The sequence below is a fragment of the Eikenella exigua genome, from assembly GCF_008805035.1.
Classification (GTDB): Bacteria; Pseudomonadota; Gammaproteobacteria; order Burkholderiales; family Neisseriaceae; genus Eikenella; species Eikenella exigua.
The window spans coordinates 1130588-1145844 of the sequence record NZ_CP038018.1 but is presented as its reverse complement, the minus strand read 5'-3'; the positions used below and the strand labels follow the sequence as shown (position 1 = coordinate 1145844).

13 protein-coding genes and 1 pseudogene are annotated in these 15257 nt (G+C 56.9%); 12 read left to right on the top strand and 2 right to left on the bottom strand.

The window, feature by feature from the left end:
- The first annotated feature begins 27 nt into the window (after window positions 1–27).
- The 9 genes and pseudogenes from EZJ17_RS05950 (at window position 28) to EZJ17_RS05910 (ending at window position 11220) form a co-directional block, all read left to right on the top strand.
- Entirely contained in the window at window positions 28–2337 is a 2310-nt protein-coding gene (locus EZJ17_RS05950) for an LPS-assembly protein LptD (protein WP_067438460.1), read from the top strand.
- Window positions 2334–3287 (top strand): peptidylprolyl isomerase, encoded by a 954-nt coding sequence (locus tag EZJ17_RS05945; protein ID WP_067444928.1) that lies wholly within the window; start codon window positions 2334–2336, stop codon window positions 3285–3287. The genes EZJ17_RS05950 and EZJ17_RS05945 overlap by 4 nt, the downstream gene beginning before the upstream one ends.
- Before the next feature lie 208 nt (window positions 3288–3495).
- Window positions 3496–4551 carry an alanine racemase gene (gene alr, locus EZJ17_RS05940; protein ID WP_067438467.1) on the top strand — a complete coding sequence of 352 codons (1056 nt, stop codon included), beginning with the start codon at window positions 3496–3498 and terminating at the stop codon, window positions 4549–4551.
- Window positions 4552–4599: 48 nt separating this feature from the next.
- On the top strand, window positions 4600–4983 hold the full coding sequence (locus EZJ17_RS05935) for a hypothetical protein (protein ID WP_067438469.1): 384 nt from the start codon (window positions 4600–4602) through the stop codon (window positions 4981–4983).
- Window positions 4984–5080: 97 nt separating this feature from the next.
- Entirely contained in the window at window positions 5081–5659 is a 579-nt protein-coding gene (gene scpB, locus EZJ17_RS05930) for an SMC-Scp complex subunit ScpB (protein WP_067438472.1), read from the top strand.
- Window positions 5660–5836: 177 nt separating this feature from the next.
- Window positions 5837–7876, top strand: coding sequence for an ATP-dependent DNA helicase RecG (recG, locus tag EZJ17_RS05925; protein ID WP_067438475.1), 2040 nt, complete (start codon window positions 5837–5839; stop codon window positions 7874–7876).
- Between the two features lie 559 nt (window positions 7877–8435).
- Window positions 8436–8689 (top strand): annotated as a pseudogene (ilvN, locus tag EZJ17_RS05920) (acetolactate synthase small subunit); the annotation flags it as partial.
- Window positions 8690–9025: 336 nt separating this feature from the next.
- Window positions 9026–10129 (top strand): 3-phosphoserine/phosphohydroxythreonine transaminase, encoded by a 1104-nt coding sequence (gene serC, locus EZJ17_RS05915; RefSeq protein ID WP_067438476.1) that lies wholly within the window; start codon window positions 9026–9028, stop codon window positions 10127–10129.
- A 272-nt stretch (window positions 10130–10401) separates the two neighbouring features.
- Window positions 10402–11220: a class I SAM-dependent methyltransferase gene (locus EZJ17_RS05910; protein ID WP_067444924.1), complete on the top strand. Its 819-nt coding sequence runs from the start codon at window positions 10402–10404 to the stop codon at window positions 11218–11220.
- 136 nt (window positions 11221–11356) lie between these two features.
- On the opposite strand, the gene EZJ17_RS10595 is transcribed toward EZJ17_RS05910, so the two are convergent.
- Complete coding sequence (locus tag EZJ17_RS10595; protein ID WP_231868151.1) at window positions 11357–11488, bottom strand: PepSY domain-containing protein; 132 nt, start codon at window positions 11486–11488, stop codon at window positions 11357–11359.
- 170 nt (window positions 11489–11658) lie between these two features.
- Window positions 11659–12012, bottom strand: a complete 354-nt coding sequence (locus EZJ17_RS05905) for a YgiW/YdeI family stress tolerance OB fold protein (protein ID WP_067444919.1) — start codon at window positions 12010–12012, stop codon at window positions 11659–11661.
- 572 nt (window positions 12013–12584) lie between these two features.
- On the opposite strand from EZJ17_RS05905, the gene yihA reads away from it, so the two are divergent.
- The 3 genes from yihA to EZJ17_RS05885 all read left to right on the top strand — a co-directional run bounded on the left by yihA (window position 12585) and on the right by EZJ17_RS05885 (window position 15188).
- On the top strand, window positions 12585–13256 hold the full coding sequence (gene yihA, locus EZJ17_RS05895; RefSeq protein ID WP_151086284.1) for a ribosome biogenesis GTP-binding protein YihA/YsxC: 672 nt from the start codon (window positions 12585–12587) through the stop codon (window positions 13254–13256).
- 202 nt (window positions 13257–13458) lie between these two features.
- Window positions 13459–13941, top strand: coding sequence for a tRNA (adenosine(37)-N6)-threonylcarbamoyltransferase complex ATPase subunit type 1 TsaE (tsaE, locus tag EZJ17_RS05890; RefSeq protein WP_067438483.1), 483 nt, complete (start codon window positions 13459–13461; stop codon window positions 13939–13941).
- A complete protein-coding gene (locus tag EZJ17_RS05885; RefSeq protein WP_067438487.1) occupies window positions 13911–15188 on the top strand; it encodes an N-acetylmuramoyl-L-alanine amidase in 1278 nt (425 codons plus the stop codon). Before tsaE ends, EZJ17_RS05885 begins: the two co-directional genes overlap by 31 nt.
- Window positions 15189–15257 lie beyond the last annotated feature (69 nt).

Genomic DNA, 15257 nt, shown 5'->3' with positions numbered 1-15257 from the left:
CCGCTGTAAAAAAATTGGGGTGATTCTTTGTCTTGCTTTTTCCGATTGAGCCCGATGGCGGCTGCCGTGCTGGCCGGTTTGAGCCTGCCAGCCCTGCTGCAGGCCGAGCCGTTGTCGCTGGCGGCAGAGGGCGGGGCAGCCTGCCACAGGCCGGATGCGCCCAAACAGATGATTGCGGCGGTGAAAACCAGCGGCGAAGGTGCATTGGCCGAAGGTGTTACCCGCGTGAATGCCGACCGTGTTATCGGCCAGAGCGATGTGCGCGTGCGTGCCGAGGGCGATGTGGTGGTGGAGCGCGGCAACCAGGTGCTCAACGCGCAATGGATTGACTACAATCAGCCGCAAGATACCGTGCAGGCTGGCGACCGCTTCACCTTGGAGCAGGGTAGTGGGCGCGTGAGCGGCGAGAGCCTGCGTTATAAGATGGACACCCGCCAGGGCGAGGCCACCAATGCCCGCTTCGAAGTCGAAAGCAGCAGCGGCCGCCGCCTGCAGGGCACCAGCCGAACTCTGCGCATAGATGGCGAAAACCGCTACCGCTTGGAAAACGGCCGCTTCAACACCTGCAACTCGGGCGATGAGAGTTGGTATATCCGTGCTAAAAACATTGAAGCGGACTACGAACGCAATATTGGCATGGCACGCAATGCTTCGCTAGTGGTGGGTGGTGTGCCGCTGTTTTATACGCCGTGGATTGATTTTCCGCTCAACGGCAACCGTAAAAGCGGCTTTTTAGTACCTACCTTCAAAGCTGGTTCCAACGGTGCGGAAATCACCGTTCCCTATTATTTCAACCTTGCTCCGAACTACGACTTCACGCTTACGCCCAAACTCTATAGCCGGCGTGGCCTGCAGCTGGCCGGCCAGTTCCGCTATCTGCGGCCTAAATACCAGGGAGATATAAGTTTGGCCGTACTGCCCAAAGACCAGCTTAGCCGGCACGCCACCCGTAGCAAAATCGATTGGGATCACCAACACCAATTCAGCCGCACCCTCAGCGGCGGTGTGGATTTCCACCAAGTATCCGATGATGACTACTACCGCGATTTCTACAACCGCACTGATATCGCCACCAATGTCAACCTCAACCGACAGCTGTGGCTACGCCACCAAACCGAATTGTGGACTGGCCGCTTTGATAGCTACGCCACCGTGCAGAAATACCAAACCTTGGCCAATGCCGACGGCTACAAAGGCGACCAACCTTATTCTCTGTTGCCGCGCTTAAGCAGCCAGTGGCAGAAGCGTTTCGGTATCGTCAACTTCCAAATGTTTGGCCAATACAGCAACTTCCGCCACGATAGCAAACAGGAAGGTAGCCGTTTGGTGCTCAACCCCAGCGTGAGCGCGGAATTCAACCGCAGCTGGGGCTATGTCCGACCCAAGCTCGGCTTTCACGCCACTTATTACAACCTAGACAGCCATAACGGCGCACAGGCACGCAATTTCAGCCGCATATTGCCCACCTTCAGCGTGGATAGCGGCATGGTGTTTGAGCGGCCGGCTAGCTGGCAGGGGCGTGATTATGTGCAAACCTTAGAGCCGCGCCTGTTCTACACCTACATCCCCACCAAGCAGCAAAACGATATTCCGCTGTTCGATACTGCCGAAAACAGTTTCAACTATAGCCAGCTGTTCCGCGAGAACCGTTTCTCCGGTCACGACCGCATCAACGCCGCCAACTTCCTCACTATGGCGGTGCAAACCCGCCTGTATGATGCCCGAAATGGCGCAGAGCGTTTTTCCGCCGGCCTCGGTCAGCGCCTGTATTTCACTCGTGACGACGTATTGCTCGACGGCAGCCGTGTGCAGCGGCGCAGCGGCCATTCCGATTTGCTGGCCTTTGCCGACGGCCGGATAACCGACAATATCTGGCTGAACAGCGAAGTGCACTACGACACCAGCCAAAATGCCGCGGCCAAATATCATTTCGGCCTGCGCTACAGCCCTGAGCCCGGCAAAACCGTGGGCGCGCGCTATCAATACCGCCGCCATGGTGAAATTTACGATGACGTGTACGGCAAAGTACGCCGGGCAGACGTATATTTCCAATGGCCGGTGAGCCGCAATCTTTATCTGGTGGGTCGCCACAGCTATTCCTTCAGCGAACATAAGCCAGTGGAACACCTTTTGGGCATGGAATACATCAGCGGCTGCGGCTGCTGGAGCTTGAGTGCCGTCGGTCAGCATTATGTAAACGGCGTGAACTCCAGCAAAAACGCCTTCTTCCTCCAGCTGCGCCTGCGTGATTTAAGCAGCTTGGGCAACAATCCTTTTGAACAAATCCGCCAGTCGATTCCTGGCTACACCAACATTGATGAGGTAATGCGTAAATGAAAATGAAAACTTTGGTTTTGGCGCTGGGCATGAGCCTGGCTTTTCAGGTAGCCTCGGCCAACACCGTGCGGTCGGTAGACAACATCGTGGCCGTGGTGGAGAACGAAGTCATCACCCAGCGTGAGCTCGATCAGGCCGTGGCCCACACCCGCAGTCAAATGCCGCGCGGTACGCAAGTATCCGAGCAGGAATTGCAGCGGCAAACCCTGATGCAGCTGGTGAACCAATCGCTTTTGGTGCAGGCCGGTCGGCGCAACAATATCCAAGTGCCCGATGCCGAAGTGGAAGCAGAAATCGCCCGCATCGCCGCCTCCCGCCGCAAAAGCGTGGCTCAATTTGAAGCTGCCCAAGCCCGCTTTGGCATCAACAAAAGTGCCCTGCGTCGCCAAGTACGCGATAGCATGCTCGCCCAGCGCGTACAGCAGGGGCAGACCGCCGGCGAGACTAAAGTGAGCGAAGAGGAAATCAATGCCGCTATCGCTCGCGCCCGCGCCCAAGGCATTGCCTTGCCGCAGGCTACGCCCAAAACCCAATATCATGCCCAGCACATCCTGATTGCCAGCCAGGGTGAACGCTCCCAGCGGCTGGCGCAACGCCTGGCGCAAAATGCCCAACGCGGCGCCGATTTTTCCGCCTTGGCGCGCCAGTATTCGCAAGACAGCAGTGCTGCCAACGGCGGCGATTTGGGCTGGCTCTCTGAAGGTGAAACCGTGCCCGAGTTCGAGCGCGCCATGCGCGGCCTGAAGCCTGGTCAGGTAAGCGCGCCGGTGCACACCCAGTTCGGCTGGCATGTGATCCGCCTGGTGGAAGCCCGCACGCCCAACACGCCCGATGCCCGCATCCGCGCCGGCGTGCACGATGCCATTGCCGCCCAGAAAACCCAAGCCGCTATGCAGAGCCTGCTCCAGCAGCTGCATCAAAACAGCTTTATTTCCATTCGGATGCAGTAGGCGGATTGGCCGCAGAGGATGATTGGCCTATCCTTTGCGGCCAATTTACAGGCTACCTGAAAGTTTCAGGTAGCCTCAGGTTTGGCCAAATCGTGCTGCCATAGATTTGGTATGACCATACCAATGCCACACTTCTTTTCAGGTAGCCTCCAAGGCTACCTGAAACCCGTAAACCCAAGTAACAGAAGCCTAATAGAAGAGAACCACCATGCGCCCGCTTACCGCCACCATCCGCCTCAGCCACCTGCGCCACAACTACCAACTACTCAAACGCCTGCACGGCAACAAAATGCTCGCTGTGGTGAAAGCCGATGCCTACGGCCATGGTGCCGTGCGCTGCGCCCGTGCGCTGGCCGATTTGGCTGATGGTTTTGCCGTGGCCACGCTGGATGAGGGCATCGAACTGCGCGAAGCCGGCATCAGCGCGCCCATCGTGATGCTCGAAGGCGTATTTGAGCCCGCCGAATACGCTGCGGTAGACGAATATCGCCTGTGGCCTGGCGTACAAAACCAATGGCAGCTCGAAAGCCTGCTGGCGTACCGCTGGCGCGAGCCGGTTACCGTTTGGCTGAAAATGGATTCCGGCATGCACCGCGTGGGCTTCTTCCCGCAAAACTTCGCCCCCGCCCACCAAGCCCTGCGCCAAAGCTCGCAGGTGGCGCATATTGTGAACATGACCCACTTCGCCCGCGCCGACGAGCCGGAGCAACCGATGACCGCCGCCCAGCTGGCTGCTTTCGAAACCGCCGTGGCCGGCCTTTCCGGCGTACAGAGCCTCGCCAACTCCGCCGCCATCATCGCCCACCCCGCCGCCCGGCGCGACTGGGGTCGCGCCGGCATTGCCCTCTACGGCATCGAGCCCTTTCCGGGAGCCTGCCCCGAGCTCAAACCCGTGATGCGCCTCACCAGCCGTATTTTTGCCGAACGCACCCTCCAGCCCGGCGAGCCGGTTGGCTACGGCGCATCCTTCATCACCGAACGCTCCACCCGCATCGGCATTGCCGCCTGCGGTTATGCCGACGGCTACCCCCGCACCGCACAGAACGGCTGCCCGCTCACCGTAAACGGCCAGCCCAGCCGCCTCATCGGCCGCGTGAGCATGGATATGCTCGCCGTCGAGCTCGACCACCACCAAGGCGTGGGCAGCGAAGTGGAGCTGTGGGGCGACGCCGTTTCTGTAGCCACCGTGGCCCAATCCGCCGGCACGATTTCCTACGAGCTGCTGTGCCACATCAAACGCGCCAACTATGTGTATCAAGAGTAATCAAGCAGTTGAAGGCTACCTGAACCCCATCACTCATTAATAGCATCCATGAAAAAACTTCTCCCTTTCCTGCTCTTCGCCCCCTTGTGCGCCCAAGCCCAACCGCTTGGTACAGGTACATACAAATACGTTGAATGGGGCGTCCACGGCGGTGCCGACATCCGAAAAATGCTGGTGATCGAGGTGTTGCCCAATAGCCGATACTGCATGCTTTCCCTCATGGACCACAAAGAAGACAGTGCTGCGGGCAGGTGGCAGCACAGCGGCAACAGCATTCGCCTTGGCAACGGCCTGCGCCTGCAGCAGAGAAACGGCCAGGTGTATGCCGGCCAACAAGCTGTGCAATACGAACCTTATGTCAGCAAAGATAGAGAAGACTACGCCGCCGGGGTTTGTAAGGAAGTAGAAGCCAGGAGCGCGCCGTCGCGTTGAAGCCGTGGCTGCCGTTTTTGAGGCTACCTGAAAAAAGTAGCCCGACATCCATCCCCCGCCGTTTTGCCAAATCCACCCAACACACATCACACCACCCATGCCGCCAACCCTTTCCCCCGAAAGCCTGATCGAAGCCGCGTTGCTCACACAGCCCGAGCCGTTGCCCGAACGCCGCCTGCGCGCCCTGTGCGAGCCGCCGCTTTCTGCCGATAAGCTCGAAGACGTGCTCGAAGCACTGCAACAGCGCTGGCAGGGCCGGGCGCTGCAACTGGTGCGCACCCATGAGGGCTGGCGGTTTCAGGTAGCCTCTGCCGCCTTCGAGCGGCTCGGCAGCTTGGAAGAGCAGCGCACGCCACGCTACTCTCGCGCGGTGATGGAAACCTTGGCCATCATCGCCTACCGCCAGCCGGTTACGCGCGGCGATATCGAAGCCATCCGCGGTGTGGCGGTGTCGCAAAACGTGATGCAAACCCTGCAAGAACGCGGCTGGATAGAAAGCGTGGGCAAACGCGACACCATCGGCCGCCCCAGCCTGTGGGCCACCACCAAAACCTTTCTCACCGATTTGCAAATCGACACCCTCGAATCCCTGCCGCCCCTGGCTGAATTGGGCGAATTGGTGTTGCCGGAGTTGGGTATTTCCGGCACAACGGCAGAAGAAGAGGCTGCGGAATAGGGCATTCAAGCACGGCCAATATTTTCAGGTAGCCTGATGAAGGCTACCTGAAAAACATCTGCTCCAGTACAATCCCGCCATCTTTCTGCGCTGCACAAGTTCATGCTTTAGCTTCGCAGAAACTCACTTCGTTCGTTTTAACTGCGTTGAAGCTCACGCTTTCAGGTAGCCTTCCCCATGAGCGCCGATTTCAAACAACAACTCAAGCTTACCGATACCACCGCCGGCAAGCTCGCCAAGCTGCATATCCGCAGCCTGTGGGATGCCGTGCTGCACCTGCCCCTGCGCTACGAAGACGAAACCCACCTCACCCTGATCAAAGACGCGCCCGTGGGCGTATCCTGCCAAGTGGAAGGCGAAGTGGCGCATCAGGAAATCCAGTTCCGCCCGCGCCGCCAGCTGATTGCCCAAATCCGCGACCAATCCGGCAGCGTGCTGCACCTGCGCTTTATCCATTTCTACCCCAGCCAGCAAAAACAGCTCGCCGTAGGCAAACGCATCCGCGCCATCGGCGAAATCCGCCATGGCTTTTTCGGCGACGAAATGGTGCACCCCAAAATCCGCGATGCGGCAAGCCAAAGCCTGGCCGAGAGCCTCACTCCCGTGTATCCCACCGTGTCCGGCCTCAGCCAGCCCACGCTGCGGCGCATTATCCGGCAAGCCCTCGAGCAAACCGATTTGACCGACACGCTACCTGAAAGCCTGCTGGCCAAACTCAAGTTGCCGCCGCTGGCCGAAAGCCTGCACCTTCTGCACGCGCCGCCGCCCGAATATAGCATTGGCCAATTGTCGGATGGCAGCCTGCCTGCCTGGCAGCGGCTCAAGTTCGACGAACTGCTGGCCCAACAGCTTTCCATGCGCCTAGCCCGCGCACAGCGGCTCAGCGGGCAGGCCGTGCCGCTGGTGGGCGACGGCAGCCTGGCCGAGCCGCTGGTACAGAGTCTGCCTTTTGCCCTCACTGCCGCGCAGGAGCGCGTGTTGGCTGAAATCCGCCAAGATTTGGCGCAGCCGCACCCGATGCACCGACTGCTGCAGGGCGATGTGGGCAGCGGTAAAACCATTGTGGCCGCGCTTTCCGCGCTGGCCGCCATCGAAGCAGGCGCGCAAGTGGCCGTGATGGCGCCCACCGAAATCCTCGCCGAGCAGCACCACATCAAATTCCGCCAATGGCTCGAGCCGCTGGGCATCAGCGTAGCCTGGCTTTCAGGTAGCCTCAAAAAGAAAGAAAAAGACCAAGCCAAAGCCGCGCTGGCCGACGGGCGCATCCGTTTGGCCGTGGGCACGCATGCCCTGTTTCAAGACGACGTATCTTTCCAAAACCTTGGCTTGGTGATTGTGGACGAGCAGCACCGCTTCGGCGTGGCTCAGCGCCTTGCCCTAAAAAACAAAGGCCGCGACGTACACCAGCTGATGATGTCTGCCACCCCCATTCCGCGCACGCTGGCCATGAGCTTCTTTGCCGACCTCGATGTTTCCATCATCGACGAGCTGCCGCCCGGCCGCAAACCGATTAAAACCCGTTTAGTCAACAACATCCGCCGCCACGAAGTGGAAGGCTTTGTACTGGCTACTTGTAAAAAAGGGCAGCAGGCCTATTGGGTGTGCCCGCTGATTGAAGAGAGCGAAGCGCTGCAGCTGCAAACCGCCACCGATACGCTCGCCGAGCTGCAGGCCGCCCTGCCCGAGCTGACTATCGGCTTGGTACACGGCCGCATGAAAAGCGCGGAGAAAGCCGCCGTGATGGCCGAATTTGCCGCCGGGCGGATTCATGTGCTGGTAGCCACCACCGTGATCGAGGTGGGGGTGGACGTGCCCAACGCCGCCCTGATGGTGATCGAACATGCCGAGCGCATGGGGCTTTCCCAGCTGCACCAGCTGCGCGGCCGGGTAGGGCGTGGCGCGGCGGTGTCGAGCTGCGTATTGCTGTTTGCCGAGCCATTGGGCGACACCGCCAAAGCCCGCCTCAAAGTGATCTACGAAAATACCGATGGCTTTGAAATCGCCCGCCAAGACCTCAATATCCGCGGCCCCGGTGAATTCCTCGGTGCCCGCCAAAGCGGCCTGCCCCTGCTGCGTTTCGCCGATCTGGAGCAAGATTTGCCCCTGCTCGAAGCTGCCCGCCAGCTCGCCCCTGAACTTATCGCCCGCTCCCCCGATATTGTGGAAAAACACTTAGAGCGTTGGCTTTCCAGCCACGAAGGGTATTTAGGGGTATGAGCGGGGAAAAGCCACCTGAGAACGGATTCCGTTAAAATTGAAAGAAGTAGGCAAATTCAAAATATCGGTGTGGCAACACCGGCCTACAAAGGAAGTGGAGGGTAGGGAGGTGTGACCACGCTGCCGTTTGGGCGGAATTGGATGGGAGAAAAGATACTGCTACATATTTTGTCAAATTCTCACTGTATAAAGGATGGTTAAATAAATATACACCTTTTGGTTTACACCTTTTGGTTTTATTACATTTCTCGGATTATGTCGCCGACACATTAAAACTCAAAATCCTATCCTATCGGGCAGGGTCATTATTCCTGCTGCACTTCACTTGGCGGTAACCTGCCTGCCTTTATCTCCTACGGAGCTAAAAGCATTCAGGCTGCTTTGGGTTGGTATGGCTTTCCGTTCTTCAGTACGGCAAAGCAGTAAACGGCCAATTTGCACATGATGCACAAACAATCTGCTTGCCCGTCTCTCCAGCGGCTCTCAAGCGCTCAATTAACGGCCGTCATTCCGGCATTGTGAATGTCATGACGGCTGGCATGTACAATGCCGCCCTCGCCGTCTTACCAAACAGCTCAACAAGCTGGTAAAAGTGCGGGCCTTGGGCAAAGACCGCAACGAGCTCCTGCGCCTCACCGATATTAACCACGGCCAGGTAGTGGCGTAACCGATAAGAGCTATGTGATTGAAATCACGGGCACCAGCGACAAACTTGACAGCTTCCTCGAAACCGTACCCAAAGGCCTGATTCTGGAAACCGTGCGCACCGGCGCTGCCGGCATCGGGCGCGGCGAGCGGATTTTGAAGATTTGATGTTTGTTTGGCCGGCTTAAAGCCCGCTGTGAATTTTCAGGTAGCCTTTTGCTGCACAGGCTACCTGAAACCAGCCACCACAACGCATACCGAAGACCAAAATAACGACAGGGTGGGCTTCACTTGCTGCTATTGAATTGTTGGCGATAAATTCTGTTTATATGAGTTAAATGGGGAGAATCACTTTTGGTAGCTTGGAATTGTAGGTAATGAATAGTTTTTCACTGCCATGCTGTTTGGTGGAAAATGGCGAAAATCCTTGCTGCAACGGGTTTGCAAACGATAGAATCCCCACCCATTAAGGCATCCTGCCACATTTTCAATCGAGTTTTTACTGTGGATACTCCAGTTTACAACTTCTCCGCCGGCCCGGCCGTGCTGCCCGAATCCGTATTGCGTACCGCGCAAAGCGAAATGTTCGACTACAACGGCACGGGCTTTTCCGTGATGACTATGAGCCACCGCTCTGATGTGTTCATGAGTATCCTCTATCATGCCGAGCAGGATTTGCGTCAGCTCTTGAATATTCCTGATAACTATAAAGTTTTGTTTTTGCAAGGCGGGGCCAGCGCACAGTTCAACATGACCGTGATGAACCTGAGCAACGGCTTCAAGCGTATTGATTCCGTGGTGAGCGGCAACTGGAGCCGCATTGCTCATCAGGAAATGGGCAAGCTGTCTGATGTAAACATCCATCTGGCCGCGCATGGCGGCGAGCAGTTTGATTACACCGACCTGCCGCCTGTTGCGTCTTGGGATATCGATCCGAGCTCTGCCTTTGTGCATTTCGTGATTAACGAAACCGTGCATGGTCTGCAATACCATGAAGTGCCCAAACTGGGTGCGGATATGCCGCCCTTGGTGTGCGATATGTCGAGCGAGATTCTTTCCCGCCGCATCAATGTGGCCGATTTCGGCGTGATTTATGCCGGCGCACAGAAAAACATCGGCCCTTCCGGTACCACCATCGTCATCATCCGTGAAGACCTGCTCGAGCGCTGCTCCAGCCGCGTGCCCGATGTGTGGAACTATCGTTCGCACATCGAGCGCCAAGGTATGTATAACACCCCCGCCACCTATCCCATCTACATTTCCGGCCTCGTGTTCCGCTGGTTGCAGTCGCAGGGCGGGGTAGGACAGATGGAAACCATCAACACCCTCAAAGCCAAAACCCTGTATACTGCCATCGACAACAGCGGCGGTTTCTACTGCAACCGCGTTGCGCCAGCCGCCCGCTCCAAAATGAACGTGATCTTCACCACTAGCAACAAAGAATTGGACGAACTTTTCGTTCAAGAATCCACCACCCGTGGCCTGCGTCTGCTGGGCGGCTACAAGAGCATGGGCGGCATGCGTGCCAGTATCTACAACGCCATGCCCTTGCAAGGGGTGGAGGCGTTGATTGAATTTATGCGTGAATTTCAGAAGCGCTATGGCTGATGCGTGTTGAACATAATTCGCTGAAGTGATTGTTTTTTCATACAAGGTTGGCCGACACCGTGGGAGGAAACAAGAATTTTGGTGATAGGCGTATAATGAGGCTATCTGATAATTATTTTCAGGTAGCCTCTGTTTTTACTTCGTGGAAGTCTCGTTTTAGCTCCGCAGAAACGCGCTACGCTTGTTTTAACTTCGTTGAAGCTGACGCTTTCAGGTAGCCTCTTATTTGGTTTGTTTCTAGTGCGCAAACAGATAGTTTACAGGAGAACGCCATGATTAAAATAGAAAATGCCATCAGCGAAACCCTGCTGATTCCGCTCTATATGAAATACCGTGCCTCCCAGCAGGCCAATCCTATCCTCACCGACCCCGTTGCCTGCCGCTTGGTGCCGCAGATCGACTATGATTTTGCCAAGTTCGACCGCGCCAAGCCCACCCTCATTGGCACAGCCATCCGCGCCCGCTATTTCGACCGGCTTACCACCGATTTCATCCGCCGCCAAAGCTGCCCCGTGGTCGTCATCCTCGGCTGCGGATTTGACAGCCGCCGCGAACGGCTCGGCAGCGAAGCAGACGGTGTGCCGTTTTATCAGCTTGATTTGGAAGACGTGATTCAATGGCGGCGTGCCATCCTGCCGCCGCAAAGCAACGAAACCCTGATTGCCGCCTCCGCCTTCGACACCGAATGGATGGACGATTTGCACGCCCGCCACCCCGATGCCCAATTCCTGTTCGTGATTGAAGGCGTGCTGATGTATTTTTCCAATGAAATGGTACGCACCTTATTCCAAAACCTTGCCGCTCGTTTCCACGGCAGTGAAATCGCCTTCGATATGTGCAACAGCTGGACGGTAAAAAACTCTGCCCGCCACGATGCCATGAGGCATGTTAGTGCCCGCTTTGAATCCTTTTGCGACAACGAACGCGAGCCGGAGAAATGGGCAGATAATCTGTGCTTCATTTCCAACAGCTATATCGTTGGCGACTTCCCTGACGAGTGGAAACGCATCGGCTTCGTCTCTAGCCTGATTATGCGCCTGGTGCGCGTTATCCGCGAAAGTAGCCGCATGTTGCACTATCGGATTGATTGAACGCGGCCTTGCCCTTTGTTTGGTGGAAATAAAGGCTACCTGAAAGCGTCAGCTTCAACGAAGTTAAAACGAGCAACGCGGGTTTATGCGCGGCTATGGTTTCAGGTAGCCTTTATCTATGGAACGGGCTAACGGTTTAATCGTCGGGATCAAATTTGGAAGAGAGGATGCGGCCGCTGCGGGCGTCCACAATCACTCCATAATCGCCACGCCGGCCGTCTAAATCCACTTCATACACACGGCGGTCGTGCCAGGTGGTGAGGTACACGTCAGTTACGCGGGCACGGGTGTGGCGGGCAGCACAGGTGCTCGAATCAAAGTTCGGAGGTTGAGGAAACCGGGAAAGGCTACTTGAAGGATATGGCGTCGATTTTAACGAGACTCTAATGTGTTCGTTTTAACTTCGTTGAAGCTTGCGCTTTCAGGTAGCCTTCTTGCTTACTGGATGCGGGTAACAGCTTTCACATCCACTTCGGTGCGGCGCCATTCTTGATCGATTTCAGCTTCGATGCGTACTTTATCGCGCGGGGTAACGTTCAGGCCACGCCATACGTCATCGTCGATTTCCACTTCGATACGGCCGCTGGCATCGCGGAAGATATAGTGTTCGTGGCGCACTTGGCGTTCGATGTAGCCTTCCAAGATAACGTAGCTGTCGTCCGGTACGCTGCGCAGGGCAGAAACGCGGGTTACGGCATTTTGGGAGGCAGACGCTTGGCCATTTTCGGAGAAGCCGGCAGAAGCGGTGGCGGATACAGCTAACAGGGCGGTGAAGAGCAAAGCGTTTTTCATGGTGTTTTCCCTTATTCAAGATTGTGGTTTATCGGGCGGCAACCGGTGTTGCCTGAGTTGATGGCTCGCATTATAGGCAGGCAAGCTTAGCGGAAAATTAGGGTTGCGTGAAAAAATGTAAATTATGCAAACTGGCAAAAGCTGCCTATAGTGGATGAATTTAAATCAGGGTGCAGCGGTATGGTTTAAATTTATCCGCTATAAAACAATCTGGCCGTATCCATTGCGGGATTCGGCCGGGCGGAACTACACGGCTTATTGTAAACCTTGAGTAAAGTTGTCCGCGGCATCCATTTCTTCGTTGCTCATGCGTTTGGCAATGTTGCTCATGATGGAGTTGGTGCGCTGGCCGCTTTGTGTAGATGCGGAGTTGGTCTACCACACAAGATTTGTGCTGACCGGCCAGACGTGGGTAAGCCACTGTACCATCTTTCTGGGTTTGGTTGCCCGGAATGCCCGCGCTACAGGAGCCGTGCCACGACATACATGCAGGCAAGCTACCACGATGCGTGCCTAATCTCTATTTTTATAAACGTGGTATTCTGTACTAAATTTTACTTTTTGTTCCAGCCATGCCGCTTTTTAAAAACGCTAAATTTTATACTACCGTTAATCATTTAAAAGACCTGCCCGATACCCCTGCTGAAATCGCCTTCGTGGGGCGCAGTAATGCCGGCAAATCCAGTGCCATCAATACGCTCACCGCCCACACCCGCCTGGCTTACGTTTCCAAAACCCCGGGCCGTACCCAGCACATCAACTTCTTCAGTCTGTCCAATGGGCACTATATGGTGGATTTGCCCGGCTACGGCTACGCCCAGGTGCCCGAAGCCGTGCGCACGCATTGGGTGCAGCTGCTTGGCGGCTACCTGCAAACCCGCGCCCAGCTGATCGGGCTGGTGTTGGTAATGGATGCGCGCCACCCGCTTAAAGAGCTGGACAAACAAATGCTGGAATTTTTTGCCAGCACTGGTAAACCTGTGCATATTTTGTTGTCGAAAGCCGACAAACTTTCTAAAAACGAGCAGATTAAGACCCTCGCTGCCGTACGCCGCGCACTCCAGCCTTTTGCCGAGCGGCAAGCAGTGGGCGTGCAATTGTTTTCCAGCCTGAAAAAACAGGGCATGGAGGAAGTGGATGCCGTGGTGGCCGCATGGTTTGCGCAATGGGAAGCAGACGGAAAACGAGCAGGCAGCCGCCAACGAAGAAGAGGCTACCTGAAAAACGAAATAGCCGGAAACTGAATTAGCCCGTGGCTGAAGCCATTATTTTCCATGTTGGGTAAGCCAACAGCGTATGAAGAGATACCCCGCCTCAGAGTGAATCCGATTTTCAGGTAGCCTCAGCCCAGGCTACCTGAAAAGCTGCCAAAGCAACCCCGGCAGGCAGGCTGAAAGCCGCACAGCTTAAACTTTTCCAACAGTATTTCAGGTTATAATCCGCCGCATGCAAAACTCCCTCTCTCTCTTTCTCAACGGCGAAGCCGCTACCGAAGCCTTCGGCAAGCGTATTGCGCCCGATTTGGCCGCACCGCTGGTGGTGTGGCTGGAAGGCGATTTGGGCGCGGGCAAAACCACGCTGGTGCGCGCCATTTTGCGCCGGTTGGGGCATGCGGGCGCAGTGAAAAGCCCCACCTATGCCATTGTGGAAAGCTACCGGCCAAACGGCCTGGCGGTAAACCATTTCGATCTATACCGCTTTGCCGCACCGGAAGAGTGGGAAGATGCCGGGCTGGGCGAACTGTTTGTCGAGCCCGCCCTCCATTTCATCGAATGGCCGCAACGTGCCGAGGGCTTTGTGCCCGCAGCCGATTTGCGTATCGCGCTGCAAAACAGCGGCAGCGGCCGTGTCTGTACTCTTTCCGCTGATTCTGAAAACGGCAAGCAACTTATCAAATTATGGCAAAACTTACCCGCCGAACTTTCCTAAGCAGCGGCGCCGGCCTGCTGCTCCTGAGCATTGTGCCCACGGGCGAAGCGCACGGTACGCCGCAGTTTGTGGCCGTGCGCATTTGGCCGGCCTCTTCCTACACCCGCGCCACGCTCGAATCCACCCGCCCTCTGCAGCATAAATATTTCCTGCTGGACAACCCGCGCCGCCTAGTGGTGGACATTCAGGGCGCGAGCCTCGATAGCGTGGTGCAGAGCCTGCCGCAGAAGCTCAGCCGCAGCGATCCGTATGTGGCCGGCATCCGCGTGGGGCAGTTCAACCCCGATACCATCCGCGTGGTGATGGATTTGAAAACCGCCGTGAACCCGCAAGTGTTCGCGCTCACGCCGGTGGCTAATTTCAAACACCGCTTGGTGATCGACCTCTATCCCACCCAAGCCGTGGCGCTGGCGCAGGAAGCCAACGACCCGCTGATGGCGCTTCTGCAAGACTACACCAACGGCCGCATCCGCCAAGACGGCACCGCCACTGCGCAGGCGCGAACCACCAGCGTGCCGCCGGTGCAAAACCATGCTGGTGGTAACCGGCGTGGCAACCGCAAGCTGGTGGTGATGCTAGATCCCGGTCACGGTGGCGAAGATTCCGGCGCAGTCGGCCCCAGCGGCCTGCGCGAAAAAGACGTGGTGCTTTCGATTGCGCGCGAAGCCAAACGCGAAATGGAGCGGCTCGGCTATCAGGTGTACATGACGCGCAACGAAGACATGTTCATCCCGCTGGGCGTGCGCGTGGCCAAGGCGCGCAGCCGCAAAGCCGATATTTTCATTTCGATTCATGCCGATGCCTTCACCACGCCGCAGCCGCGCGGCACCGGCGTGTATGCTTTAAGCCGGGGTCGGGCCACCAGCGCCGCCGCCCGCTGGCTGGCGCAATCGCAAAACGCTTCCGACCAAATCGGCGGCATCCGCGTGAGCGGCAACCGGCAGGTGGACCGCACGCTGTTTGATTTGGTGCAAACCGCTACCATCAACGACAGCCTGCGCCTGGGCAAATCGGTGCTCGACGAAATGGGCAAAATTAACCGGCTGCACAAAGGCCATGTCGATCAGGCCGGCTTTGCCGTGCTCAAAGCGCCAGATATTCCGTCTATCCTGGTGGAAACCGCCTTTATCTCCAACCCCACCGAAGAGCGGATGCTGGCCAGCAGCCAGTTCCGTCAAAAAGCCGCCCGCGCCATTGCTGCCGGGGCACAGCAATATCTGGCCACGGCCGCGGTGGCAAGACGTTAACTGCTTGGCCGGCAAGCGTTAAAGGCTACCTGAAAAGGCAAACCCGTTTGTAGAGGCAGGCGGGTTTGT